The following is a 22700-nucleotide window of genomic DNA, read 5'->3' on the forward strand; positions in this document are numbered from 1 at the left end:
AGTTTAGTTACTAAGGATAAAATCGTTGATAACATCATTTATATGAATTGGTAAATCGGCTCTTTTTATTTGAAATTTCTTAACATTCATTTCAGTTAACCATTTTTTCCAATATTCTTTTATAACATCTTCTTCATAGGGGTTCTTTTTATTCGGATTTACTCCCAGAACTAATACTTCTACATTTTCTAAATTTTTATGTAAAGGTAAAAAACCATAATCTTTTGATTGAAACTTCTCTTTCCAATTACCTTTGTTTAGCTTAAAACTTCTTATTGTTTTTGGAACTAAATAAGATGTTCTGTTTTGTTCTTTTGTAAGATTGTCTTTATGGTACACATAACCATCTGTTAAAACTACTACCACATTCTTATATCCTTCTTCCACACAATAATCTTGTAGTTTATTTTTAAAAAAACCTCTTATATCTGACCCAACATAACTGTCATCTGTAATTGCGGTTTCATAAATATTATTACATATTTCTGTATACTTCTTTGAGGTTTTTAGAATTTCGTCTTTGGTTGCATTGGTTTTATCAAACTGTGTTTTGAGTGTAGCTATTTTCTGATTTAATTCACTATCTGATGGTGCTGGTTCAACAAACAACTGTATTTTATCATTAATTTTATTTGTTCTCTTCCCTCTAATATGATTTTCAAAAGTCTTCGCAACGGATTCGATGTAACCTAAATCTCTTTGATAAAACTCCATTGAAGGCTTTGGATATTTTTTGGGGTTTATTCTATCTGACAAGTCTAATACTATACTAATATTTAAATTTTCTTTACTCTTTATTTTACTTGTACTTCTTACTTCTTTTGATACTTCTGCTATTGGATCTTTCTCTTTTTTATTTGAACAAGAGTAGGTAAGTATAATACATAGAGTTACTATTATAAGTTTATATGCTTTCATTTTTCGTTATTTTAGTTGAGATTTATAAATTATTCCTTCCGTGTTTTCGTCTGTTAAATCGTATTTAGACAAATGTTCTTTTTCTACCTCATCACATTTAGAAAGCAATTCATCTCTTCGTTTTAAATCTAAAAAGTTGTCTGTTATAGCTAAATACCATCCTTTTACATATTCTGCATGGTAGGTTAAGTAACGTTTATTAGGGAATACAAAGCCATCAATTGTTCTCTGTAAGTTTGCAATTCTTGCTTCTATTCCTGAGATTTCTTCTTTTACACCGTTTAATTTTTCTATGGCTTCAGCTATTGATTTTTGTAGGTTAACAATCGTTTCTCTTTTACTTCTTATAAAGGCTTTTATTTTATCAATGTTCTCATATTCCTTCATAATAAAATCAAACACCAGTCCCCAAATTATATATACGACAAAGCCTGCAAAGATTATTCCCCAAAACTCCACTTTACTAAAGGCTATTGACAAATCGAACTCTGGTGAATCTGGTGTTTTATTATAATCATAAATCTTCATTTCTATCTGATACGCTAGTATGGCATCGAATATAAAAGTAATAATAAATAATGCTCCTATTTTTACATATGACAACCAATTTTTATGTTTTTGAAACATATGTATTAAATACCCTAAACCCATAAAAGCGAATGGTATGGTAGCTATAAAAACCGCTTCTAACACTCCATGTTCTAAAGCTTTAGAAAATGATTTTCCATCAAAAATTGCCGCTGATAACTCGCTATTTTCAAAGTCTTTAAAAAAAGCTGAATATGAAGCTGATATGTAAAAAACTAATAAGTAGAATGTTATTGGAATAAGTACTATTAACCCTAAATAAAATTGGGCTTTTGGCTTTTTATCTACTTCTTCTACATACTTCTCTGGATTTTCTCTAACTTCAACTATTTGATGTTCGCACTCTTCAATCTTTTCTTCATCAGTTTTTATACTTTCTTCTAAGATTGCTTTGGCTGTTTGTCTTTTTTTAAGTTCTATGCCTTCTCTTCCTTTCTCTTGAATATGTGGTTGTTTTAGTTTTTTTTGTAGCTCTTCGTCTTCTGCACATTTTCTTTTATAATCCATATAGACATCGTTTAAACAAGCTCTAAAGACTTTGTGATTCCCTGAGGCCTGCTTAGATGATCCATAACCACTTTCGAAAAAAGTTAGTTTAACATCTTTTTTTTCTTCCTTTACTACTACTTCTTCTACTGGGTCTTTCTCCCTTGTAGTAAATATTTTTTTTAAGGCTTCCATATTTGTTAGTTGATTAGGTTAGTTGTTTTAACAATGTTGTTTTAGGTGTATGCTTTTTTGCATTTTCTATCAAAAAACTAGTCAATTCCTCTAAGTTCTCTTCCAAAAACCCGAACTTTAAACAATACTTTTTTAGAGTTATCATTTCATCTTCTGTTACTTTTCCATCTGCCCAAATCATTACTGCTAAATCGTATAAGTATTCAACTTTAAGCTCCAAGCTTTCGGGTACTAAGCTTTCTTGTTGGCTTGATAGTAAAATATTATCTAACTCTTGTTTAGATATATTTCTCTCTTCTGCAAACTTGTATAGCATTTGTGTTTCTAACACATCAAAATCATCGTCAGCAAAAGCCATTTCATATAGTCTTAAAAAGTGACTTTTAAGTTCGGTAGTTATTTCATTCATTTTTTTAATATTTAACATTATACATGTCTTTATTTTTAGACACTTGTTTTTTTATTGTTCGTTGTTTTTTTATGCTTGAACTATACCCATAAAATACGAGCAGTAGAAATAAGATTCCACAGAGAACATCTAAAAGAACCCAATATGATTTTACATATAAATAGATGGGAAATATGGGGTTAAATAATAATGCTATTGGTATAAATAATAACCTCCAATACTTCTTTATTTTCTGATTAAAAACTATCAATAAGCACCCTGCAAAAATTACTATTCTTAAAACATTGTAATATTCTATTGGTAATGCTGTTACTGCTAAAAACAATGCTATGGCACAAATAATATTTACTGTTTTTTGTATTCCTACTTTCATTTGATTAAAGTTTAACTACGAGTACATTTACTTTCTTTTTATTAATAGTGCTACAAAAACACTAACTATAGCAAAGACAATTCCTAGGCAGCCTATTCCTTCTTTTTTAGAGTGTCTTTTTCTATACTGCAACCCTTTTATACCTGTTCTTATAGAGTACCCTTTGGAACTTACTGCTCCTATTTTAGTTCGTAAACTTGGAGAAATGCCCGATTTACTAATATTCAGTCCAAAACCTTTTCCTAATTTTATTCGTCTGTAAAATTGAAATCCCATTAGTTCTTATCTATTCTTACCCCACAATTAGGGCAGTTACTACAATTACTCTTTTCTTCTTTTACTTTATCTATTAAAGCTGAACTAATAATTCCTGTAGGTAATGCCACAAAACCAATTCCTATAACTCCTATTAAAGCGCTAAAGAATTTTCCTAAGGGAGTTACGGGGTACATATCTGCTACTCCTACAGTGGTAAGCGTTCCTAACGACCACCAAAAGGCTTCTATAATACTTGAAAACTTATCAGGTTGTGCTTCGTTTTCTGCATAAAAGATTAAAGTAGACGAGAGCATTACTAATATCAATGCTATAAAGGCTGTTATTAAGAGTTCTGGCTTGGTTTCTTTTAGTATTAAATTGATTGTTTTAAAGGATTTTGAATACCTACCTAGTTTAAATATTCGTACTAACCTTAACAGCCTCAACACTCTTAAAACTCGTAAATCAAACGGAAAAATTAGTGGTAAGTAAAAAGGTAATATTGACAGTAAGTCTAAAATTCCGTAACCAGAAAACACGTAAGAACTCCACCCTTTATTATCTTGCTTTTCTGCAATTACAATTCTTGTTATAAATTCTATTGAAAAAACCAGAATAGAGAATCCTTCTATAAACTGAAAGAACTGTGTATAGTTAACTCTTAAAGTTTTAAAAGACTCTAGTACTAAACAGATTATATTTACAATAATTAAACCATAAATAAACCTTGATAAAAACAGGTTGTAATTGAATACATTTAATGCTCTTGTACTCATAGCTCATTTAACAATTACATTCTGATCTGTCTACATATGTTTTATTTCCATTACTATTCTTATAATAGCATCCTCCTTTGGGTCCTGTCCATAATTGCTTTCCATTATGAACCCCACACTTCCATTCTGTTTTTGTTTCTTGCTCTTCTATTCCATCCGTATCAGTAGAACATTCTGTTAATAATACTGAAATAAAAAAGAGACCTACAATTTGTAATCTTTTTATCATTATGTTTTAGTTTGGTTATACCTCAAATCTAAACTACCTCAAAAACAAAACCTTACGGATTTCCGTAAGGCTTCTAAATACTCTTTTTTGTTTTGTTTATATTTACTCTTCTACAGAGGCTATTGGTGCATTTTTTTTAACTGATTCAATTCCTTTATCTCTTGCTGAAGTGGTCGTGTACATTTCACTTTTACCTATAACTTCTCCATTTTGCGCCTTTAGTGTAAAATAATATTGCCCATTTGAAGCTACTTTTCTTTCATAATTATCGTCATCTGGTGCATTCGTTTTTACAGAACTTATTCCATTTTTACATCCTTGTTTACTAGCGTAGCCTTCACTGGTTAAAATTACTTCTCCATTTCCTGCTTTCAAGTTAAACATGAATTCATTATCCGTTCTCTTTTTGATTTCAAATTTTGGGTTTCCCATTTTGTATATTTTTAATTAGTACTACATCAAAACTATACTTTCTAATACAGAAAACTCTACGGAAACCCACATCTAAGCTTTCTTTTATTCCACCAAAAGAACACCACTAACATGAACAAACCCTGTTACTTTTGTTCTTTGTACTTTTACTTTAATCCATTTTGCTTGAGTGGCTAATATGGTTAGTTTTTCTCCAAAGTCTAATTGTTGAATTACATAATAAGAAGTACTTGGGCCACTTCTTAAATTTAAAAGGTTTTTGTTTACCAATAATGTTTTTAGATAATAAGGTTCTTCTAAAGAAGAGGTTCTTTTTGTAGTGCGTCCGTCAAAAATAGTTTGTTTGGTTTGTGGCTTCTTTGAATAGCTTTTATAAGAGTTGGTATAGCTTTTTGTACTACTTCTTTTTCCGCAAACTCCGCAAGAGCCTCCGCTGTTACAGTATTTGCAATACTTACAGTTTTTACATGCTCTACAGTTTACAGAGCCTGTACACCTAGCTTTAGGTGGAACATAACAGCCTACTAAAGCTTTGTTATATAAATTTTCTTTAGAATTGTTTTTCTTCGTTACAACTACCGTAGCAACTATTACTATTAATAATGATGTAATTAGTAATACTTTTTCATATTTCTGATTCATAATATTGAAGGGATTAAGTTTATTATATCAAATCTAATTTCTATAAAACAGAAAACCCTACGGAAATCCGTAGGGTTTAATCAATATAATAGTCGCTTTGCTATTTCCTCTTCTTCTAGTACTTCTCCATTCTTTAGCAACATCTGTTTTTTCTCACTAATCGGGTTTAAATACAGTTCATAACCATAAGTACAATTGTTAAACCGATATTTTAATGCTTTTATTCCTGCTAACAGTCCTTTTCTTTTTGTTTCTTCATATACATAATGTGAACAGGATTTTCTAAATATACAGCGTGCTGGCTTATCCTTTGGTTTAAACTTCCAATACGCCTTTATAGAAAGAAGTAACAAATGTTTCATTATTCTTTACTAAAAACAATCATTTGTCTGTATGCTGTATATCCTGGTTGAGAACCTATTCCAAAACAACCTGAATCAGGGAGAACATGAGTTTCCACACTCTCAAGTCGAACATATCGCCAACCTTGATCGTTGTAATTACTAATAATAGCTTCTAATTGTTGTGCTACTTTTGCTGAGTTTCCTTTATTTCTATCAATAGACGGTGTAAAGGGTATTACTTTATATTCCATAACTCTCTGTTTAAAATTTGATTCCTAGTTTTTACAACCATTTTTATCACAAGTAATTCTATCACTAGTACTTACCCAATGTTCTGGGTGCTCTGTTGTATCAAAACCGCATCCTGTAGTTCCTCCTTTACTTCCTTTATGAACCTCATTTGTTGGTGTGTGCTTTACAGCCATATCTATATTTTTTTGTTAATATCATTACAAACCTACCTTTATAAAAACACAAAACCCTACGGGAATCCGTAGGGTTAATGATTTACTCTAAAGTTGTTCCGTCTTCAAAAATTATTTTCTCAGGTTTCCACTTTACTTTCATGTCCTTTAGCTCTTTGTTTTTAAGAGCTTTATCACTATCACTAAACTGGTTGTAATCTGTTTGTGCTTCATAATTAACGGTAGTATCTGCTGTAAGCACTTTATCATAAACCAAGTTTATCATTTTTATTTCTTCATCAAATAAATTTGAAAAAATAAGGCTCCCCTTTACTGCTCTTATATTTTTGCTCGATTTATTTTGAATTACAAACTTATACGTAATATAATCTTCATATTTGTACTTATAAAATCCCTTTTCAAAACAAGAAATCACTACACTTTCTGATAATCTATTAATCCTTTCTAACTCTTCTTTTTTTGCTTTCTCTGCTAAGAGTTTCTGCTCTTTCTCTAGTTCTTCTTCTTTTTCTTTCCACCTTTTCCCTTTTTCTAAAATTTCCCTGTAGGTTAAGCCTTCTACTCTTTCTCCTTCTAGTTTTAATCTTAACATTGATCCCATCAACATTCCAAATTCAGTTGAATCAATTTCTGATTGAACCGCCTTGATGTCTTCTGCTGCTCTTTCTTCATTAAACTTTTTATCAAGAGGGGAAGAACACGAAACAATAGCTAATAGTATTACCGATACAATAAACACTTTTCTCATTTTTTATTTTTTTATTAATATTACTGCAAACTTATCCTCCTTAAAGCACAAAACTTTGAGGGTTTCCGTAGGCTTTGCTATTATGTTAGGGGCTATACAAAATGGCTTCCATAATTAAAGCTTTGTTAGAGGTTATATTGATTTTCTTAACTTTTAAAAGAGTAATAAGAAGATTATTGGTCAAGCTCCTGCCCTTGCTGCTGGTAACTATCATGTTAGAATTAAAACGCAAGCTACTTCTAGTACTCATCAATTTTTAAAGGATATTATGATAGCTGAGTCTACATATACTCTTACTGTATCGTAACACTATACAGTAGTGTCGGGTGACTTCATACAGTAGTGTATGAAGGTTAATACAAAATTTAATAACGTAAAAAGTACGAGCATATAGCTCGTACTTTCTTATATTATATACTCTTTTTGTTATGTTTTTTAATGGGTATTAGGTGTTCACTACTATAACTAACAAAATTCTCAATGTTTTATAGGGTGTTTTATCGTTCTTCGTTATGACGGTTATTTTAGAGCTAATAGAATAGACCGCTTCGCCGTTAGAGTAAAGACTTATTTATAGGTCTTTGTTCTATATTCTTTTTATCATCTAGTGTCACTTCGAGTAAAATTATTGAAATGAAATGAAAATAATTTTGTATCGAGAAGTTTTCTAATAGTTCTCGATACCATTTTCACTTCGTTATCACTCAATAAAAATCACTCGAACTGACAGTGATTATAATAAAAGAATAAGGGTAACACTTCTGAGTGAGATTTAGCTACGCTGAACCTTACGGTTTCTCACTACCGTTCGGAATGACCGTATACTATTGTATATATAGGTTTACGTCATTGAAAGTGATAACGATAAAAAGGATTTTTATATTCTTTTTCTTGATAAAAAGGTACTTATTTTAACTTATTTAAATACACCTTTGTACTTGGCATTTCAGCTACATTTATAGTGTCTGGAATATAACCTTCTGCCTGAAGCACTACCAAGCCTTCTCTAAACTCATATAGATTTACAGTTCCATCAATATCTGATATAATTGTATCTGTTTGTTCTCTTAAATTAATTACTTTAACATCTCTTATAGGCATCTCTGAGTTATTTAAGACTTGAATATTCCAAGATTCCATAACATGCTTTTGTTGATTATAATCATCACCTGAGTTCCATAAATATATTATAGTTATAAAGAAAATAAAAACTGATACAATAGTAAAAGAGATATAAATAAGTACTTTTAAATACAATTTTTGTTTTCTAAATCGAGAACTAAGAATTAATATCAAAGAACAGAGAGCAAATATTATTAAGAAAATTTTTATCATCTTATATTTAATTTAGTTAGCCAGAGAAAACCTAAAACATCTTTTTCACTTGCTATTATTCTATTTTTATAGTTAGAGTAATTATTATAATATTTCATTAAATCTATCTCTCCTCTAGCAGGAGCTTTTTCTCCCTTAGAGTTTTCCATAAAATCAATATTCACATATTCCTCCTTAATAGACTCTTTGCCTACAGGCTTTCTATCTTGAGGAAAATAATATGAACTCCCTTTATGCTGCCAAGAAAAAACTGTACCCGCTAGAGCTTGTAATATTTCATGTCCAATTTCATGAGCTGATGTTTCCATAAAGTCTTCTGTTTCATCAACTGCTGAATTAAACACCCAACCTTTTGTTTTATGAATAGGGTGACCTTTATACCATTCCTTCCAATTAGAATGGAAAATATATCCTACATTATAAGATAGTCTTTGAACTATTCCATTAGGCAATAACCCCATAACTTCATCATCCAAATTACCATCATCGTAACTACCTCCTGTATTTCCAGAACGAGACCAAGGGTTATTTGTATTGTAAATTAAAGGAACATCATTAAGGCTTAACCTTGGGTTAGTTTCATTTATGGAGTTTATATAAAGTTCATAAAATTCTCCATTTATATTTACACCTTTCCCTATGTTATTACTGTGCCTACTCCAATACTTATTAATCCCTTCTAAAGCCATTTTTTTCAATTCTTCAAAGCTAAATCTCTCTGTTCTACTCTTAATAGGAGACTTACCATAATGTGATAATACTTCTTCTGGTATTTTATCCCACGGACATACTTCCATTGGAACTCTAAGTTTTGGATCTGGGTCAATATCCTTTTCATAACACTCTATTCCTCTTGCTCCTCCATCTTTTAAGTTAACACGTAATGTAACATCTATTCTTTTAGAGTTTTTATCAATCTTTACATCTACCCATTTTACCTCATCGTAACGCATACTAAAATCTAACTTTTTTCTGCTATAGTTATTTGAGCTATCTACGCCAATAGTATACAGGTTTAAATTTTCGTATTGTGTTAGTTTAGCAGTGTCTAAAATTCCTCCGCTATCAAACCCATCCCATTTCCAAATGTGTTCTCCTTGTTTTAGTTTGCTAGCATCTGTTATTTTTTCTTCAAAAATCACCGAGCTTCCATCTCTAATTTGTAGCGTTAGTTCTTTGGCATTATTATCGGCTATTTGGTAAGTAAATTGTACAAAGCCTCTTTCACTATTTCCGCTGTAATCAGCTATTCCTAGGGAGACAAAACTTGGCATATTACGATAATTTTGGGGTTACACTAAAGTTTGTACCGTTACTAGAAACGGCACTACCATTATTAGTTACTTCTTTTTGTACTCCAGAAAGTGTTTTCCTCCAATACGTAGAATATTCTAGCGAAGCGTTAGGCATTTTCACTCCTGCACATATAATAATTAATCGGTCTTTTATCGGTTGATCGTTTGTATTAGAAAATACTGTTTCATATTTCTTTAGGTAACAATCAAAAAAAGTCATTGTTTTAGAGCCTCCTTTTAAATATGGGTAGTATATTTTTAACTCTAGTTGGTCTATAGCATTTTCTTTACAAGCCCATTCTTCAAAATCAGTATTACTACCTGATTCTATTTCTAATTCTAAACCTGCAAAGTTAGCGGAGCTTGTAGGTTGGTCAGAAGCATTAATGTTTCTATTAAAACCAAAGTTATAGGTTAGTACTTCTATCTCTCTGTTGTTAAACAACAGCATAGTTCTATATTTCATAGCTTTATTTTTAGTTATTTTTTTTCTTGTTGAAGTAATTCTTAGCAATTTCAACGTATCAAACCTACAATTTTTCCATTTAAAAAACTAGAATATTTTTCATTAAATCTCTTTGTACTAAGTAAATACGGAGCGTGTACTTTGTTTGTACTTAATAAGTACTTCTACTAACTTTGTTTAAGGTTAAATACTTTGAAAGAATGCTTTGTTTGTTGTTAGAGTATGGATTTTAAATAATGAGATAACCACGTCGCTATCGCTCCTCGTTATGACGATAAAAAGGAGTTTTATATTCTTTTTCTTGATAAAAAGAAACAAAAATCAAGACTTACAATAAAATCGTAAGAAAATACTACGACAACTTCCACTGATAAAAAGAACTCGCTACCGCTCAAACAGCTTTTTATCTTACCTCCATCGCTGCTGTCTTGATTTTCAAAGATTTTCTTGAAGGTCATAAAATATATAGTCATTATGAATAAAGCGTGGTAATCTTTTTGTTTGGAGTTCACCCCCCCTCATCGTAATGACAGTACATAAAAACATTTTCTAAATACTACTTACTTTACAAGTATATTTGCATATAGTAAAAAGAAAATAGCATACTCTTTATTAAATGACACATCCTTTACGACAACATATTGAAGAAATTATTCCTCTTACTGATGAGGAGTTTGCTTATATCCTAAGTTTTTTTCAGCCTGTTACTAAGCGTAAACATCAATACTTACTGCAAGAAGGTGAAACTGCCAATAAAGAGTATTGGGTGATAAAAGGTTGTGTAAAGAGTTATTTTATTGAAGATAGCGGTAAAGAACATATTTTACAATTTGCTATGGAAAATTGGTGGATTACCGATTACGAGTCATTTGTAAAGCAACTACCTTCTAAAACAGCAATTGATTGTATTGAAGATTGTAAACTACTATACATTACTTACGAAAACCGTGATAAACTTACTGCTACCATGCACAAAATGGAACGCTTTTGGGCTAAAAAGAGTAAAATGGGCAGAATAGCTCTTCAAAAAAGAATTGTATCGCTCTTACAAAATTCTGCAAAAGAACGATACGACCAACTTTTAGAACAATACCCTACCCTTTTTCAACGTGTTCCTAAAAAAATGATTGCTGCTTATTTAGGGGTTTCTAGAGAAACTCTTAGCAGACTTAATTCTTAATTTTAGTACTTCTTACTGTTTGTATGTGACATACATCACTTTAAAGGTGTGACATAGCTCCTGTGTAGAGTTGTGTATCCACCGCAACTTTGTAGCATAATTTTAAAACATATTATTATGCCTTTTGTAAACATTAAAGTTACCGACGAACAGGTAACTCAAGAACAAAAACGTCAACTTATTGAAGGAACTACACAGCTTTTAGTTGATGTGCTTCAGAAAAATCCTGCAACTACCCATATTGTTATTGAAGAAGTTCCTATGGGTAATTGGGGACACGATGGTAAACAATATTTAGGAACTAAAAAATAAGACTTATGAAAAATAAAACTGCAATTATTACAGGAGCTTCAACTGGTATTGGTAAAGAAATTGCTAAACTTTTTATAGAAAAAGGATGCAATGTGGTAATGAATGCTTCTACCAAAGAAAACTTACAAAATGCTTATAAAGAGTTAGGAAATCCTTCAAACGCTGCTTTTCTTGTTGGAGACATTAGTAAGCAGGAAACAAGTAAGCGATTAGTAGCCTTAGCTTTAGAAAAATTCAACAGTATAGATGTATTAATTAACAACGCTGGAATCTTTGCTCCTAAACCTTTTTTAGAGGTTGAAGAAAGGGATTTAGAGTTGTACTGGAATGTAAATTTAAAAGGAACTTATTTTGCTTCTCAAGCTGTTATTCCAAGTATGGTGGAACAAAAAAACGGAGCGATTATAAATATAGGAACCGTATTGGTAGACCATGCTATTGCTGGTTTTCCTGCTACTGCTCCTTTAATGAGCAAAGGTGCAATTCATGCCTTAACCAGACAGTTAGCTGCTGAGTTTGGTAATGATAATATTAAAGTAAATACTATAGCTCCTGGTATTATTAGAAGTCCGCTACAAAGCAAAATTGGTATTGAAGATGCTGATAGTTTGGCAGGGTTACACTTATTAAACCGTATTGGTGAAGTTACTGATATTGCTGAAGCTGCTTATTATTTAGCTTTTTCAAATTTTGTTACAGGTGAAACGATGAATGTGGCAGGTGGACATACTATTGGTCATGCTATTTAAAAACTAAAAATATGTATAAAGAGAATATAACAGCAATAGAGCTTTTAGTAACGAACTACTTTGAGGGTATTTTTTATGGAGATACTGAAAAACTTCGAGCATGCTTTCATAACAATACTCCTATTTATGGAGATATTAAAGGGACTGACTATTTTAAAAGTGCTGAAGCCTATATTGAAGGTGTTGCTAACAGACAAAGTCCAAATGATTTGAAGGAATCTTTTAACATGAAAATTATTGGAGTTGATATTATGGGGAAAATTGCCATGGCAAAGTTACATGTACCTATGTTGGGTTATAATTATTACGACTACTTGTCTCTAACTAAAATAGAGAATGAATGGAAAATTGTAGCTAAGGTTTTTACACATGTAGAATAACACTATAAACAAAAGCAGTTTGGGTTTTTATCTAAGCTGCTTTGTTTTTATTACTATCAGACTAAATGGCTTTTCTCTTTTGAATGAGATTCCTCACTTTTGTTCGGGATGACTGTAATCGCCTATTTTATAACCCTAACCACTTAGTAAACTCTGCTGTTTTATTTTGACTGGTTTTTAAAACTGTTTTGCTGTTTTTTAGATTGATGGCTACTACATTTTTATTATACCTACTTATCTTTTCTATATAGTTTCTATTGAGAAGTTCGCCTCTATTAATTTTAAAAAACACACTAGGGTTTATTATTTCTTCTAATGCTTTTAAGGAGGATTGATTTAATACATGTTTTTTATTATTTATATCATATGCTGTTACAATTCCATAATCTGCTTGAAAATACATTACCTCTTCCATCTTTAAGAAGTAGGTGTACTGAGAAGATTTAACAGCAATAAAATCTTGATAGCTTTTAGGTGTTTGAGCTGTTTGGTTTGCTAGATAAGCATCTAATTTTTGTAAAACATTATGGTTACTTTCATCCTTCATTGAACTTTTTAAGCTTGAATATTTATTTACTGCTTTTTCAAAACGTTCAGACGAATAAGGTTTTAATAAATACTCTATACCACTGGTTTCAAAAGCATGCATCCAAAACTGATTGTATGCTGTTATAAAAATAATTGGTACTTGAATTTGTAGCTTATTATAAGCATCAAAAACATTACCGTCTCGTAATTCTATATCAGAAAAAATTAAGTCAATATCAGACGTTGATTCAAAAAACTGAAGCACCTCTTCTACTGTTTCAAACTCATCTACCACAGTGATAGGTTCATGATAACTTTCTATATATTTTTTTAGCTTTTTTCTAGCTGGTAATTCGTCTTCAACAATAAGTGCTTTTATCATTTTTATACAGATTTATGAGATGGTATTAATGGTAAAACAACTTCAAACTCCTTTTCAGTTTCACGTATTTTAATAGTATTTTCAGCAAGTAACTCAAATTGTTTTGATAAGTTAATCAACGCCATTCCATTACCTTTTCTTCTTGTAGCATACAGTACTTTATTATTTGTTACCTTAATTCCTTCATCCTCTGTTATAGTAATATCTACAGGTGATTCGGAGGTTCCTTTATTGTGAGTGATTGCATTTTCTATAAGAACTTGTAAACAAAACGGGGGTACTACAATGTTTTTTGTGTATAAAGTTGGTGCTATATTTAGTTTATAATAACCTTCATACTTTTCTTCCATTAGCTTAAAATATCCTTCTGTAAAAAACAACTCTTCTTTTAATGTAACCAGTTGTTTATCTGAACTATGTAAGCTATACCTATATAATTCTGCAAAACGATTTAAAAATAAAGAAGCTCTTTGAGTATCTTCTTCAATAAGTTGATCTAAAATATTTAGATTATTAAATAAAAAGTGAGGGTTTAATTGTGTTTTTAATTGTGTTATTTCATTTTTAGCTTTACTTATTTCATAGGCAGCTACCTGCTTTTGATAAGCAACATTTTCTTTATAATACAAGTAGGCTAATGAAAATCCTCCAAAAATAATAAAGTCAATTACAGAATTTATATTAACATATATTACATGATAAACAGAACCAAAGTTTCTGGAATAGGTATCAAAAATGAACGCAACAATTAATCCGAAACTATTTCCTATCACTAAATATGTTAACAAGCCTATTCCAAAAAATTGCACATATCTTCTACTTAATGAAGTTTGTTTTTTTGAGCTTTTATTAATACTCTTTTTAATAAAACTAACCCACCAAAAAATAAAAACTGCTTTAAAGAAATACCAAAAGGGAGCATCAGGATAAAAGATAAAATCTTTCCAAGAATCTGAATTCCCAAATTGATTTTTTAAAATAAATATTAAGCAAAAGGTAAAGAGAAAGATTAAAAATGTAGCATTTTCTCTAAAAAAGGATGTGTTTGTTTTCATATCAGTACTCACAAATATATCAAATTTGCGATGAAACTTTTGATTGAATCTCACCGCAAACTCTAGTATTTCTATTTATCTTCTGGCCAAGTACTTACTGTATTTCCTTTTTCATCATAGGCTTCTAATTTTATTTTATTATCCTCATCTATAATAAACTTAGCTCTTGTTTTTCCGTTAGAATCGTATAAAAATAATCCGTTTTGTTTTCCTGGTGTTTGTCCTAAAGCTACTCTTGGTACCCCACCTATCATTCCTTTTTGTTGATACTCTTTAAACTTAGCTCTTCTTTCAGCAGGATCTTTAATAGCTCTTAATTCTTCACTTATTTTTTGAGTCTTTTCTTGGGTTTCGTTATCTCCTCTATCATTAAATACTAACCTACCTGCTTTGTACCTTTTTCCATCTCTCTTTGCATCTGTAGTTATGAGCTGCATTACTTGGTCTCCATCATACTGATCAAACGTTAACGATAACCCTGAACTATGTCCTTTTTCAGTTTTTTTACCATCATAAATAAATCCGCCACACTCTATACCTTCTTCATTATAAAAAAGCATTCCTGCTCTCTTTTTTCTTTCGTGATATACTCTTCCATTAATCTTATCACCTTTACTAGGGAAGTTTGCTGCATTTGTAATTAGCATTTTTACTGTTCCATCATTTTCTATAATATTAATTCTTTTTACATCAATAGTATCAAATTGTGTATTCCCTTTATTTTTAAAGGCTACAGTAGTTAAAACTCCTATTAAAGCTGTTATACTTACTGCAAATGTTCTTAAAAAAATAAGTTCTCTTTTTGTGTTCATCATGGTATGTTTTTATTATTAGATGCCTCAAAAGTATTTTGGACTCATGTTTTTAAAAACATTTTTTTTATAAGCTCAGGAAAATAAATGATAAACTAAGGAATATAAGCAATAAAAAAGCCACCGACTTTTAATCGGTGGCTCACTATGTATTAAGGTTAGTTATTTCTTAGTACATGTTTTGTAATGCTGTAATGTCGTTACCATTAAACTCTCCGTCTTCGTTAGAGCTAAAGCACGCTAACATAACTGAAGTTGAATCGTATCCTGTTGGTGTACCAGATACATGGTTAGCTCCAACACCTGCAGTACCTTCATTGGTATTTTGTCCACAACTTTGACGGCTAAACCAATCTGTATGTCTAAATCCAACTGAGTGTCCAATTTCATGTGTAATTACATGCTCAACAACATTTGTATCGTAGTTGTTCAAACCATATATTTGTACAAACTTGTATGGTAAACCATTGCTTGGGAAACCTGCACTACCACCTGCTCCAGATTGAGTTGGGTTATGGTATACTACCATATCTTTGTTGCTGTAGTTGGTTCCAAAACTTAATGTAAAGCTAATAGATACACCACTTAAACGGTTGTAATTATCTACCGCCCATTGTAATGCTGTTTGCTCTTTACTAGAAAGACCATATCCACCACCACCTGTGTATCCTACGATAGAAATATTTCTACCCTGAGATACCAAATTGTTGGTAGAGTATTGACGAGCAGATTGATCTTTAGCTTTAGCCATAGTAAACAACTGATCTTCTGTTATTACTACATCTTCCTCTAAAAATAAACGTACTTCTGAAGTTCCATCAGGAAAGTAAAAATTGTCATAACGAATATGATCTACATTTAGCTCTAATTTGGCTACAGCATCAACTACCTCTTGAGGTATTGGTTTAAGTCCTGGGTTATCGCTAGATTGCTCTATAACTTCAGGGTTTTTAACTTGTTCGTTTTCACTTGAACATGAGGTGAAGAATACACCTGCAGACAAGCCCATAATTAGGGCTAACTTTGTTTTTTTCATAATATGAAGGGTTTTTTAATTCGCTGTAAATCTACACTTTAGATTCATATATTTTAAATAAACCTGAAAAAAACGTTAAAAAAAAGAATATTTAAACAGAAAAATCATAAAATATTAAATATTAAACAATACACGATAATTTCAAACAACTAACAATCAGACTACCAATTATTTATAAACAAAACTTCCTTTAACCATGATAGTTAAAGGAAGTTTACATAATTATTTATAGTTTTTACTACTTATATAATGGTGCTTTGCCCCATATGTATATTTTGGAAATTCATATCACTATCTTCTTGATTATATATATAGTCTGCTATAAAATCTCCTACTTTAGATGTTGAAAATGGGTTTTCTGAATTAATATCTTCTGTAGTAATACCCAATTCTAATGATTTTTGAACAGCACTCTCTACTGTATCTGCCTCTGTATGCAATTCTAAATGTCTTAACAACAATGCAGATGATAGTATGGATGCTAATGGGTTAGCGATGTCTTTTCCTTTTGCTTGTGGAAAAGATCCATGGATTGGTTCAAATAACGCATTTTCTTTTCCTACTGAAGCGGAAGCTAACAAACCTATAGAACCTCCTATAACACTTGCTTCATCAGAAAGAATGTCTCCAAAAAGGTTTTCGGTTAAAATAACATCAAAATCTTTTGGGTTTAAAATTAACTTCATCGCTGCATTATCAACAAATAAATAGTCTACTTCAACATCAGGGTATTGAGTTGCTAAATCTCCAACAGTTTTACGCCACAGCCTTGAGGTTTCTAATACATTGGCTTTATCTACCAACGTTAATTTTTTACGTCTTTTTTGAGCTGCTTGAAAAGCTAAATGTGCCATTCGTTCTATTTCTTCTACAGTATAAGAACAACCATCAAAAGCATGCTTCCCATCATCACTTAGCTCTTTAATACCAAAATAGATTCCTCCTGTTAGCTCTCTATAAATAGTAATATCTGTTCCTTCAATTCTATCTTTCTTTAAAGGTGATTTATGAATTAATGTGTCATATGCTTTTACAGGACGTACATTACAAAATAACCCTAACTCTTTCCTTAAACGTAGTAATCCTTGCTCTGGACGTACTTTTGCTGTAGGATCATTATCATATTTTGGATCTCCTATGGCTCCAAATAAAATAGCATCACTCTTTTTACACAACTCAATGGTTTCATCAGGCAATGGATTTCCTGTTTTATCAATAGCACAAGCTCCCATTAATGTTTCTTTAAATAAGAATGTGTGATCAAACACATTACCAACAGCTCTAAGCACTTTTTTTGCTTGCTCTGTTACTTCTGGTCCTATTCCATCTCCTGGTATTACCGCTATATTGTACTTCATCTTTTTACTTTTTATATCATTGTTGCTTCAAAAGCTGTTATTGTATCTTTTTTACTGATTAAAAAATCTATATCGTCATAACCATTTATCATACATAGTTTTTTGTACGGGTTTATTTCAAACCCCACATTACCTATAGGGGTTTTTAGTGTTTGATTTTCTAAATCAACTATAATGGTTGTATCGGGTAATTCAGTTACTTTTTTTAACAATTTTGCTAAATATTCTTTGGGTACTTGTACTGGTAATATTCCGTTATTAAGTGCATTTCCTTTAAATATATCAGCGAAAAAACTACTAATAACTACTTTAAACCCGTAGCCTGCTAATGCCCATGCGGCATGTTCTCTACTTGAACCACAACCAAAGTTATCTCCTGCAATTAAGATACTTCCTGTATAATTTGTGTTGTTTAAAACAAAGTCTTCATTTAAACTACCATTTTTTTTGTAGCGCCAATCTCTAAATACATTGTCTCCAAACCCTTCTTTATTGGTTGATTTTAAAAATCGTGCAGGTATAATTTGATCGGTATCTATGTTCTCCGTCGGTAATGGTATGGCCGTATCTATTAGTTTAACAAATTTCTCCATTAGTTTAATTGTTTTGTAAAGTCAGTTATTTTTCCTTCTACAGCCGTCGCTGCAGCCATTAACGGACTTGCTAAAATAGTTCTTGCTCCTTGTCCTTGACGTCCTTCAAAGTTTCTATTTGAAGTTGATACACAGTATTCTCCTTCTGGTATTTTATCATCATTCATTGCTAAACATGCTGAGCAACCTGGTTGTCGTAACTGAAATCCTGCTGCTTCAAAAACTTCTTGTAAGCCTTCTCGTTTTATTTGTTTTGCTACTTGTTGTGATCCTGGTACTAACCACGCATTTACATTCGCCGCTTTTTGCTTTCCTTTTATATAGTTTGCTGCTACTCTAAAATCTTCTATTCTAGAGTTAGTACAACTTCCTATAAATACATAGTTAACGGGTGTATTAATTAATGATGCTCCTTTTTTAAAGTTCATATACTGTAATGACTTTTCAAAGGAAACATCATTAAATTGGGGAATGTTCTCTGAAATTTTTATCCCCATTCCTGGGTTGGTTCCGTAAGTAAGCATTGGTTCTATGTCTTCTGCCTTAAAAGTGTATTCTTTATCAAATTTTGCACTTTTATCAGTCTTTAATGTGTTCCAATAGGCTACTTTGTTATCAAACTCGTCTCCTTTTGGTGCAAACTCACGTCCTTTTACATATTCAAAAGTAGTTTCATCAGGAGCAATCATACCTCCTCTTGCTCCCATTTCGATACTCATATTACACACGGTCATACGACCTTCCATAGACATTTCTTCAAATACATTTCCTGCATATTCACAAAAATATCCTGTACCTGAATTTGTTCCTAATTGTGCTATGATATATAAGATTACATCTTTGGGTAATACTCCTTTTTTAAGTTTACCTTTTACAGTTACACGCATGCTCTTAGGCTTTTCTAACAATAAGCATTGACTAGCAAATACTTGTGCTACTTGACTTGTTCCTATACCAAAGGCAATGGTACCAAAAGCACCGTGTGTTGATGTATGGCTATCTCCACAAACCATGGTCATTCCTGGTTGTGTTATCCCTAATTCGGGAGCCATAACGTGTACAATTCCATTATATCGATGTCCTAAACCATATAGAGTAATATCGTTTTCTTTACAGTTTTGTGTTAACTGCTCTAGTTGTTGCCTTGATAATTCATCTTTTATTGGTAAATGTTGATTTACGGTTGGTGTATTATGATCGGCTGTTGCTACTGTTTTGTCTGGTCGTGCAATTGGAATATTACGCTCTTTTAACTCGTTAAAAGCTTGCGGACTGGTTACTTCATGAATTAAGTGTTTGTCTATGTATAATATTTGTGGTCCGTCTTTTACAGTATCTACTACATGCGCATCCCATACTTTATCAAATAATGTCTTTCCCATTAAGCTATGGCTATTTTTGAAATTTTATTTACTTGTTTCATAATCTGATGAATATCTTCGTCGATTACTTCTTTTTGCCTGTCAGCAAACTGTAAGAACGTTTTATAAGCTGTATCTAACTGAATTTTGGTTAGCTCATATCCTATCTTTTTTGCTCGATATGCTAAGGCTGCTCTTCCGCTTCTTGCGGTTAATACGATAGCACTTTCTGTGACTCCTACATCTGCTGGATTGATAATTTCATACGTTTCACGATTCTTGATAACTCCATCTTGATGAATCCCCGAGCTATGTGCAAAAGCATTGGCTCCTACAATAGCTTTGTTAGGTTGTACAGGCATTCCCATGCGTTCACGAACCATCATACTTGTATCATAAAGTAATTTGGTGTTAATATCTGTTTGAAGATTTAAATATGGGTGCTGTTTTAAAATCATTACCACCTCTTCCAACGCTGTATTTCCTGCACGCTCTCCTATTCCATTAACCGTACATTCTATTTGACGCGCACCATTAATAGCTCCTGCAATAGAATTTGCTGTAGCCAACCCTAAATCATTATGACAATGACATGAAATAATTACATTTTCAATGCCTTTTACATTGTCTTTTAAATACTTGATTTTCGCTCCATATTCTTCAGGTAAACAATATCCTGTTGTATCAGGAATATTCAACACTGTTGCTCCTGATTTTATAACTTCTTCACAAACTTTGGTCAAAAAAGCGTTGTCGGTTCTACCTGCATCTTCTGCATAAAACTCTACATCGTCTACAAAGTTTTTTGCGTACGAAACAGCTTCTTTTGCTCGCCTAATTACTTCTTCTTTCGAAGCATTGAATTTATACTGAATATGTGAATCACTAGTACCAATACCTGTATGAATTCTAGGTTTGTTAGCTAATCTTAAAGCATCTGCTGCTACTTCAATATCTTTTTTAACGGCTCTTGTTAATCCGCAAACAGTAGCATTTTTAACTAATTTAGCTATTTCTTGTACCGAAGTAAAGTCTCCTGGGCTTGATACTGGGAAACCTGCTTCAATTACATCAACTCCTAAAAAATTGAGTCTTTCTGCAATAATTAGTTTTTGTTGGGTATCTAATTTACATCCTGGGACTTGCTCTCCGTCTCTTAATGTAGTATCGAAAATTTGAATTTTATCGCTTTGCATAAATCTAACTATGATTATCAAAATAAAAACCAAATGTATATATTGGCTTTTCTAGCAAGCTCTTTTTTAATGGGTTAGTTACGATATCAAAACGACAAAAAACAAAAATAAAATACTGAAAAACAAAAAGTTATGCGTAAACCAATTACATTCTCCAACCAACAAAATGACGCTTTGTTTGTTTTGATTAAGTCTTTATCAAAGTCAGAAAAACGTCAGTTTAATTTATATGTTGGTCGTTTAGGAGGTAATGTAGATGCTAAATTTTTTGCGCTTTTTAAATTACTTGAAAAACAAAAGAGTTATAACGAAAAGGCTATTATTGATAGCGGTGTGGTGAGCAAACAACAGTTATCTAACCTAAAAGCTCATTTATACAAGCAAATACTAACTAGTCTTCGTATGAATCCTGCTCATAAAAACATTAGAATTCAAATACGTGAGCAGTTAGATTTTGCTACAGTTTTATATCAAAAAGGGTTATACAAGCAAAGTTTAAAATTGCTTGACAAAGCAAAAAATATGGCGGTTGAAAATGAAGAAAAGAATGTTGCTTATGAAATTGTTGAGCTTGAAAAAGTCATTGAAAGTCAGTATATAACCCGAAGTATTGATACGCGTTCTGACGAATTAACTATTCAGGCAAAAGAGCTTAGCATGCAAAATGTTATCGCCAGTAAATTGTCTAACTTGTCGCTACAACTGTATGGAACATTGCTTAAAAATGGCTACGTAAAAAACGATGAAGAACTGCAGCGAGTAAATACTTACTTTTATTCTAAACTTCCTGAATATACATATGAAGAATTGGGTTTTAGAGAAAAGTTATGGTTATACAAAGCACATTTGTGGCATAGCTTTTTAACTCAAGATTTTTTACAGAGTTATAAGTATGCTAATAAATGGGTAGATTTATTTAAGCATGATACTAAGAATATTTCTTTGCATCCTGTTTTTTATTTAAAAGGAAAGAACTACTTATTAGAGAGCTTATTTTTTATAAAGCATTATGATAAGTTTAAAGAAGAGCTTTCTGCTTTTGAAGAGGAAATTGAAGAGAAAAGTATTCCGCAAAATAGCAATACTGAAATCTTAACTTTTCTATACTATTATGCTAATAAATTACACTTACATTTCTTAGAAGGCAACTTTTCTGAAGGTGAATACCTAGTAGATATTATTAATGATAAAATAGATGAGTACAAAGACCGTTTAGATACGCATCATATTGTAGTTTTTTACTATAAAATTGCTTGTTTGTACTTTGGTATGGGTAAAAACAAAGAGTGTATTTTGTATTTAAATAAAATAATTAAACCTAAAAATATTCAAGTAGCTAACGATCTACAGTGTTTTGCCAGAGTACTTTCTTTAATTGCTCATTACGAGTGTGGCTTAGATTATGATTTGGAGCGACAGTTTAAAGATACCTATCGTTTTTTACTTAAAATGGAAAATTTACAAGAGGTTCAAAAAGAGTTTATTTCTTCTATAAAAGCGTTGGGAGATGTGTTTCCGCATCAAATAAAAAAGGAATTAAAAAAAGTACACAGTCGCCTTAAGGTTTATGAGAATCATCCTTATGAGAAAAGAGCTTTTTTATATTTAGACATCCTTTCGTGGCTTGAAAGTAAGATTGAAAATAAACCTGTGGCACAAATTATTAAAGAGAAATTTGTTAGTTCTAAAAAGTGTTGAGAATAGTGTTAGATTTATTCTTGTAAAGTACTGATTAAAAAAATCTAATTACTAATTCTCGTCTCCTTTAGGAAAGCTAAACAAGTTGACCAAATATAAACATGCTAATTAAAAAGAGTAAAAAGTATCTAAAAAATAACT

Annotated in this window: 29 protein-coding genes; 5 read left to right on the plus strand and 24 right to left on the minus strand. The window is 31.4% G+C overall.

What is annotated here, in order from left to right; all coding sequences use genetic code 11:
- Positions 1-3 precede the first annotated feature (3 nt).
- The 16 genes from ACTPNM_RS11365 to tssD all read right to left on the minus strand — a co-directional run bounded on the left by ACTPNM_RS11365 (position 4) and on the right by tssD (position 9919).
- Entirely contained in the window at positions 4-918 is a 915-nt protein-coding gene (locus tag ACTPNM_RS11365) for a hypothetical protein (RefSeq protein WP_440121891.1), read from the minus strand.
- Positions 919-924: 6 nt separating this feature from the next.
- Positions 925-2187, minus strand: a complete 1263-nt coding sequence (locus ACTPNM_RS11370) for an ABC transporter permease (RefSeq protein ID WP_440121892.1) — start codon at positions 2185-2187, stop codon at positions 925-927.
- Positions 2188-2200: 13 nt separating this feature from the next.
- Positions 2201-2596 (minus strand): hypothetical protein, encoded by a 396-nt coding sequence (locus ACTPNM_RS11375; protein ID WP_440121894.1) that lies wholly within the window; start codon positions 2594-2596, stop codon positions 2201-2203.
- Between the two features lie 4 nt (positions 2597-2600).
- Positions 2601-2969, minus strand: coding sequence for a DUF6804 family protein (locus ACTPNM_RS11380; protein WP_440121895.1), 369 nt, complete (start codon positions 2967-2969; stop codon positions 2601-2603).
- Between the two features lie 27 nt (positions 2970-2996).
- A complete protein-coding gene (locus ACTPNM_RS11385; RefSeq protein ID WP_159615776.1) occupies positions 2997-3245 on the minus strand; it encodes a DUF4236 domain-containing protein in 249 nt (82 codons plus the stop codon).
- Entirely contained in the window at positions 3245-4003 is a 759-nt protein-coding gene (locus ACTPNM_RS11390; protein WP_440121896.1) for an ion transporter, read from the minus strand. The genes ACTPNM_RS11385 and ACTPNM_RS11390 overlap by 1 nt, the downstream gene beginning before the upstream one ends.
- Positions 4004-4010: 7 nt before the next feature.
- On the minus strand, positions 4011-4232 hold the full coding sequence (locus ACTPNM_RS11395) for a hypothetical protein (protein WP_099216606.1): 222 nt from the start codon (positions 4230-4232) through the stop codon (positions 4011-4013).
- 102 nt (positions 4233-4334) lie between these two features.
- Positions 4335-4664, minus strand: a complete 330-nt coding sequence (locus ACTPNM_RS11400) for a YegP family protein (RefSeq protein WP_415269842.1) — start codon at positions 4662-4664, stop codon at positions 4335-4337.
- Between the two features lie 84 nt (positions 4665-4748).
- Positions 4749-5306: an SH3 domain-containing protein gene (locus tag ACTPNM_RS11405; RefSeq protein ID WP_415269841.1), complete on the minus strand. Its 558-nt coding sequence runs from the start codon at positions 5304-5306 to the stop codon at positions 4749-4751.
- Between the two features lie 80 nt (positions 5307-5386).
- Positions 5387-5668, minus strand: a complete 282-nt coding sequence (yidD, locus tag ACTPNM_RS11410; RefSeq protein WP_440121898.1) for a membrane protein insertion efficiency factor YidD — start codon at positions 5666-5668, stop codon at positions 5387-5389.
- A complete protein-coding gene (locus ACTPNM_RS11415; protein WP_099216602.1) occupies positions 5668-5901 on the minus strand; it encodes a hypothetical protein in 234 nt (77 codons plus the stop codon). Before ACTPNM_RS11415 ends, yidD begins: the two co-directional genes overlap by 1 nt.
- A gap of 24 nt (positions 5902-5925) precedes the next feature.
- Complete coding sequence (locus ACTPNM_RS11420) at positions 5926-6075, minus strand: hypothetical protein (protein WP_170141641.1); 150 nt, start codon at positions 6073-6075, stop codon at positions 5926-5928.
- A gap of 82 nt (positions 6076-6157) precedes the next feature.
- Positions 6158-6823, minus strand: a complete 666-nt coding sequence (locus ACTPNM_RS11425) for a hypothetical protein (protein WP_440121900.1) — start codon at positions 6821-6823, stop codon at positions 6158-6160.
- Positions 6824-7729: 906 nt separating this feature from the next.
- The gene (locus tag ACTPNM_RS11430) at positions 7730-8080 is read right to left on the minus strand and encodes a hypothetical protein (protein WP_440121901.1); all 351 of its coding nucleotides are present in this window, start codon (positions 8078-8080) and stop codon (positions 7730-7732) included.
- A 74-nt stretch (positions 8081-8154) separates the two neighbouring features.
- Complete coding sequence (locus ACTPNM_RS11435; protein WP_440121902.1) at positions 8155-9432, minus strand: hypothetical protein; 1278 nt, start codon at positions 9430-9432, stop codon at positions 8155-8157.
- Between the two features lies 1 nt (position 9433).
- Positions 9434-9919 carry a type VI secretion system tube protein TssD gene (gene tssD / locus ACTPNM_RS11440; RefSeq protein ID WP_440121903.1) on the minus strand — a complete coding sequence of 162 codons (486 nt, stop codon included), beginning with the start codon at positions 9917-9919 and terminating at the stop codon, positions 9434-9436.
- A 616-nt stretch (positions 9920-10535) separates the two neighbouring features.
- Between tssD and ACTPNM_RS11445 the strand changes: the two genes are divergently transcribed.
- The 4 genes from ACTPNM_RS11445 (at position 10536) to ACTPNM_RS11460 (ending at position 12540) form a co-directional block, all read left to right on the plus strand.
- Complete coding sequence (locus tag ACTPNM_RS11445) at positions 10536-11099, plus strand: Crp/Fnr family transcriptional regulator (protein WP_440121904.1); 564 nt, start codon at positions 10536-10538, stop codon at positions 11097-11099.
- A gap of 117 nt (positions 11100-11216) precedes the next feature.
- Positions 11217-11411, plus strand: coding sequence for a tautomerase family protein (locus ACTPNM_RS11450; protein WP_073183706.1), 195 nt, complete (start codon positions 11217-11219; stop codon positions 11409-11411).
- Positions 11412-11416: 5 nt separating this feature from the next.
- The gene (locus ACTPNM_RS11455) at positions 11417-12160 is read left to right on the plus strand and encodes an SDR family NAD(P)-dependent oxidoreductase (RefSeq protein ID WP_440121905.1); all 744 of its coding nucleotides are present in this window, start codon (positions 11417-11419) and stop codon (positions 12158-12160) included.
- A gap of 11 nt (positions 12161-12171) precedes the next feature.
- Positions 12172-12540: a nuclear transport factor 2 family protein gene (locus ACTPNM_RS11460; RefSeq protein WP_440121906.1), complete on the plus strand. Its 369-nt coding sequence runs from the start codon at positions 12172-12174 to the stop codon at positions 12538-12540.
- A gap of 127 nt (positions 12541-12667) precedes the next feature.
- Here the strand turns inward: ACTPNM_RS11460 and ACTPNM_RS11465 are convergent, their stop codons facing one another.
- The 8 genes from ACTPNM_RS11465 to ACTPNM_RS11500 form a co-directional block, all read right to left on the minus strand.
- Positions 12668-13450, minus strand: coding sequence for a LytR/AlgR family response regulator transcription factor (locus tag ACTPNM_RS11465; protein ID WP_440121907.1), 783 nt, complete (start codon positions 13448-13450; stop codon positions 12668-12670).
- Between the two features lie 2 nt (positions 13451-13452).
- Positions 13453-14505: a sensor histidine kinase gene (locus ACTPNM_RS11470; protein WP_440121908.1), complete on the minus strand. Its 1053-nt coding sequence runs from the start codon at positions 14503-14505 to the stop codon at positions 13453-13455.
- Between the two features lie 71 nt (positions 14506-14576).
- Positions 14577-15320: a hypothetical protein gene (locus ACTPNM_RS11475; protein WP_440121909.1), complete on the minus strand. Its 744-nt coding sequence runs from the start codon at positions 15318-15320 to the stop codon at positions 14577-14579.
- A gap of 166 nt (positions 15321-15486) precedes the next feature.
- The gene (locus ACTPNM_RS11480) at positions 15487-16353 is read right to left on the minus strand and encodes a M57 family metalloprotease (RefSeq protein ID WP_274640639.1); all 867 of its coding nucleotides are present in this window, start codon (positions 16351-16353) and stop codon (positions 15487-15489) included.
- Between the two features lie 242 nt (positions 16354-16595).
- Positions 16596-17711: a 3-isopropylmalate dehydrogenase gene (leuB, locus tag ACTPNM_RS11485; protein WP_440121910.1), complete on the minus strand. Its 1116-nt coding sequence runs from the start codon at positions 17709-17711 to the stop codon at positions 16596-16598.
- 11 nt (positions 17712-17722) lie between these two features.
- On the minus strand, positions 17723-18304 hold the full coding sequence (leuD, locus tag ACTPNM_RS11490; protein WP_440121911.1) for a 3-isopropylmalate dehydratase small subunit: 582 nt from the start codon (positions 18302-18304) through the stop codon (positions 17723-17725).
- Positions 18304-19686 (minus strand): 3-isopropylmalate dehydratase large subunit, encoded by a 1383-nt coding sequence (gene leuC, locus ACTPNM_RS11495; protein ID WP_440121913.1) that lies wholly within the window; start codon positions 19684-19686, stop codon positions 18304-18306. The genes leuD and leuC overlap by 1 nt, the downstream gene beginning before the upstream one ends.
- On the minus strand, positions 19686-20861 hold the full coding sequence (locus ACTPNM_RS11500) for a 2-isopropylmalate synthase (RefSeq protein ID WP_440121915.1): 1176 nt from the start codon (positions 20859-20861) through the stop codon (positions 19686-19688). Before ACTPNM_RS11500 ends, leuC begins: the two co-directional genes overlap by 1 nt.
- Before the next feature lie 132 nt (positions 20862-20993).
- Here ACTPNM_RS11500 and ACTPNM_RS11505 point away from each other — a divergent pair, with 132 nt between their 5' ends.
- Positions 20994-22559, plus strand: a complete 1566-nt coding sequence (locus ACTPNM_RS11505) for a hypothetical protein (RefSeq protein ID WP_440121916.1) — start codon at positions 20994-20996, stop codon at positions 22557-22559.
- The last annotated feature ends 141 nt before the right edge of the window (positions 22560-22700 follow it).

It is taken from the genome of Tenacibaculum sp. Ill, from assembly GCF_051938915.1.
Taxonomy (GTDB): Bacteria; Bacteroidota; Bacteroidia; order Flavobacteriales; family Flavobacteriaceae; genus Polaribacter; species Polaribacter larymnensis.

Excerpts from the sequence above, each read along its gene's own strand:
- ACTPNM_RS11385 (WP_159615776.1), bottom strand. The coding sequence starts at position 3,245 with ATGGGATTTCAATTTTACAGACGAATAAAATTAGGAAAAGGTTTTGGA.
- ACTPNM_RS11435 (WP_440121902.1), bottom strand. The coding sequence starts at position 9,432 with ATGCCAAGTTTTGTCTCCCTAGGAATAGCTGATTACAGCGGAAATAGT.
- ACTPNM_RS11470 (WP_440121908.1), bottom strand. The coding sequence starts at position 14,505 with ATGAAAACAAACACATCCTTTTTTAGAGAAAATGCTACATTTTTAATC.
- yidD (WP_440121898.1), bottom strand. The coding sequence starts at position 5,668 with ATGAAACATTTGTTACTTCTTTCTATAAAGGCGTATTGGAAGTTTAAA.
- ACTPNM_RS11445 (WP_440121904.1), top strand. The coding sequence starts at position 10,536 with ATGACACATCCTTTACGACAACATATTGAAGAAATTATTCCTCTTACT.
- ACTPNM_RS11365 (WP_440121891.1), bottom strand. The coding sequence starts at position 918 with ATGAAAGCATATAAACTTATAATAGTAACTCTATGTATTATACTTACC.
- ACTPNM_RS11500 (WP_440121915.1), bottom strand. The coding sequence starts at position 20,861 with ATGCAAAGCGATAAAATTCAAATTTTCGATACTACATTAAGAGACGGA.
- tssD (WP_440121903.1), bottom strand. The coding sequence starts at position 9,919 with ATGAAATATAGAACTATGCTGTTGTTTAACAACAGAGAGATAGAAGTA.
- ACTPNM_RS11405 (WP_415269841.1), bottom strand. The coding sequence starts at position 5,306 with ATGAATCAGAAATATGAAAAAGTATTACTAATTACATCATTATTAATA.
- leuC (WP_440121913.1), bottom strand. The coding sequence starts at position 19,686 with ATGGGAAAGACATTATTTGATAAAGTATGGGATGCGCATGTAGTAGAT.
- ACTPNM_RS11415 (WP_099216602.1), bottom strand. The coding sequence starts at position 5,901 with ATGGAATATAAAGTAATACCCTTTACACCGTCTATTGATAGAAATAAA.
- ACTPNM_RS11375 (WP_440121894.1), bottom strand. The coding sequence starts at position 2,596 with ATGAATGAAATAACTACCGAACTTAAAAGTCACTTTTTAAGACTATAT.
- ACTPNM_RS11475 (WP_440121909.1), bottom strand. The coding sequence starts at position 15,320 with ATGATGAACACAAAAAGAGAACTTATTTTTTTAAGAACATTTGCAGTA.
- leuB (WP_440121910.1), bottom strand. The coding sequence starts at position 17,711 with ATGAAGTACAATATAGCGGTAATACCAGGAGATGGAATAGGACCAGAA.
- ACTPNM_RS11380 (WP_440121895.1), bottom strand. The coding sequence starts at position 2,969 with ATGAAAGTAGGAATACAAAAAACAGTAAATATTATTTGTGCCATAGCA.
- ACTPNM_RS11390 (WP_440121896.1), bottom strand. The coding sequence starts at position 4,003 with ATGAGTACAAGAGCATTAAATGTATTCAATTACAACCTGTTTTTATCA.
- ACTPNM_RS11460 (WP_440121906.1), top strand. The coding sequence starts at position 12,172 with ATGTATAAAGAGAATATAACAGCAATAGAGCTTTTAGTAACGAACTAC.
- ACTPNM_RS11505 (WP_440121916.1), top strand. The coding sequence starts at position 20,994 with ATGCGTAAACCAATTACATTCTCCAACCAACAAAATGACGCTTTGTTT.
- ACTPNM_RS11455 (WP_440121905.1), top strand. The coding sequence starts at position 11,417 with ATGAAAAATAAAACTGCAATTATTACAGGAGCTTCAACTGGTATTGGT.
- ACTPNM_RS11465 (WP_440121907.1), bottom strand. The coding sequence starts at position 13,450 with ATGATAAAAGCACTTATTGTTGAAGACGAATTACCAGCTAGAAAAAAG.
- ACTPNM_RS11395 (WP_099216606.1), bottom strand. The coding sequence starts at position 4,232 with ATGATAAAAAGATTACAAATTGTAGGTCTCTTTTTTATTTCAGTATTA.
- ACTPNM_RS11420 (WP_170141641.1), bottom strand. The coding sequence starts at position 6,075 with ATGGCTGTAAAGCACACACCAACAAATGAGGTTCATAAAGGAAGTAAA.
- ACTPNM_RS11450 (WP_073183706.1), top strand. The coding sequence starts at position 11,217 with ATGCCTTTTGTAAACATTAAAGTTACCGACGAACAGGTAACTCAAGAA.
- ACTPNM_RS11400 (WP_415269842.1), bottom strand. The coding sequence starts at position 4,664 with ATGGGAAACCCAAAATTTGAAATCAAAAAGAGAACGGATAATGAATTC.
- ACTPNM_RS11370 (WP_440121892.1), bottom strand. The coding sequence starts at position 2,187 with ATGGAAGCCTTAAAAAAAATATTTACTACAAGGGAGAAAGACCCAGTA.
- ACTPNM_RS11425 (WP_440121900.1), bottom strand. The coding sequence starts at position 6,823 with ATGAGAAAAGTGTTTATTGTATCGGTAATACTATTAGCTATTGTTTCG.
- ACTPNM_RS11480 (WP_274640639.1), bottom strand. The coding sequence starts at position 16,353 with ATGAAAAAAACAAAGTTAGCCCTAATTATGGGCTTGTCTGCAGGTGTA.
- leuD (WP_440121911.1), bottom strand. The coding sequence starts at position 18,304 with ATGGAGAAATTTGTTAAACTAATAGATACGGCCATACCATTACCGACG.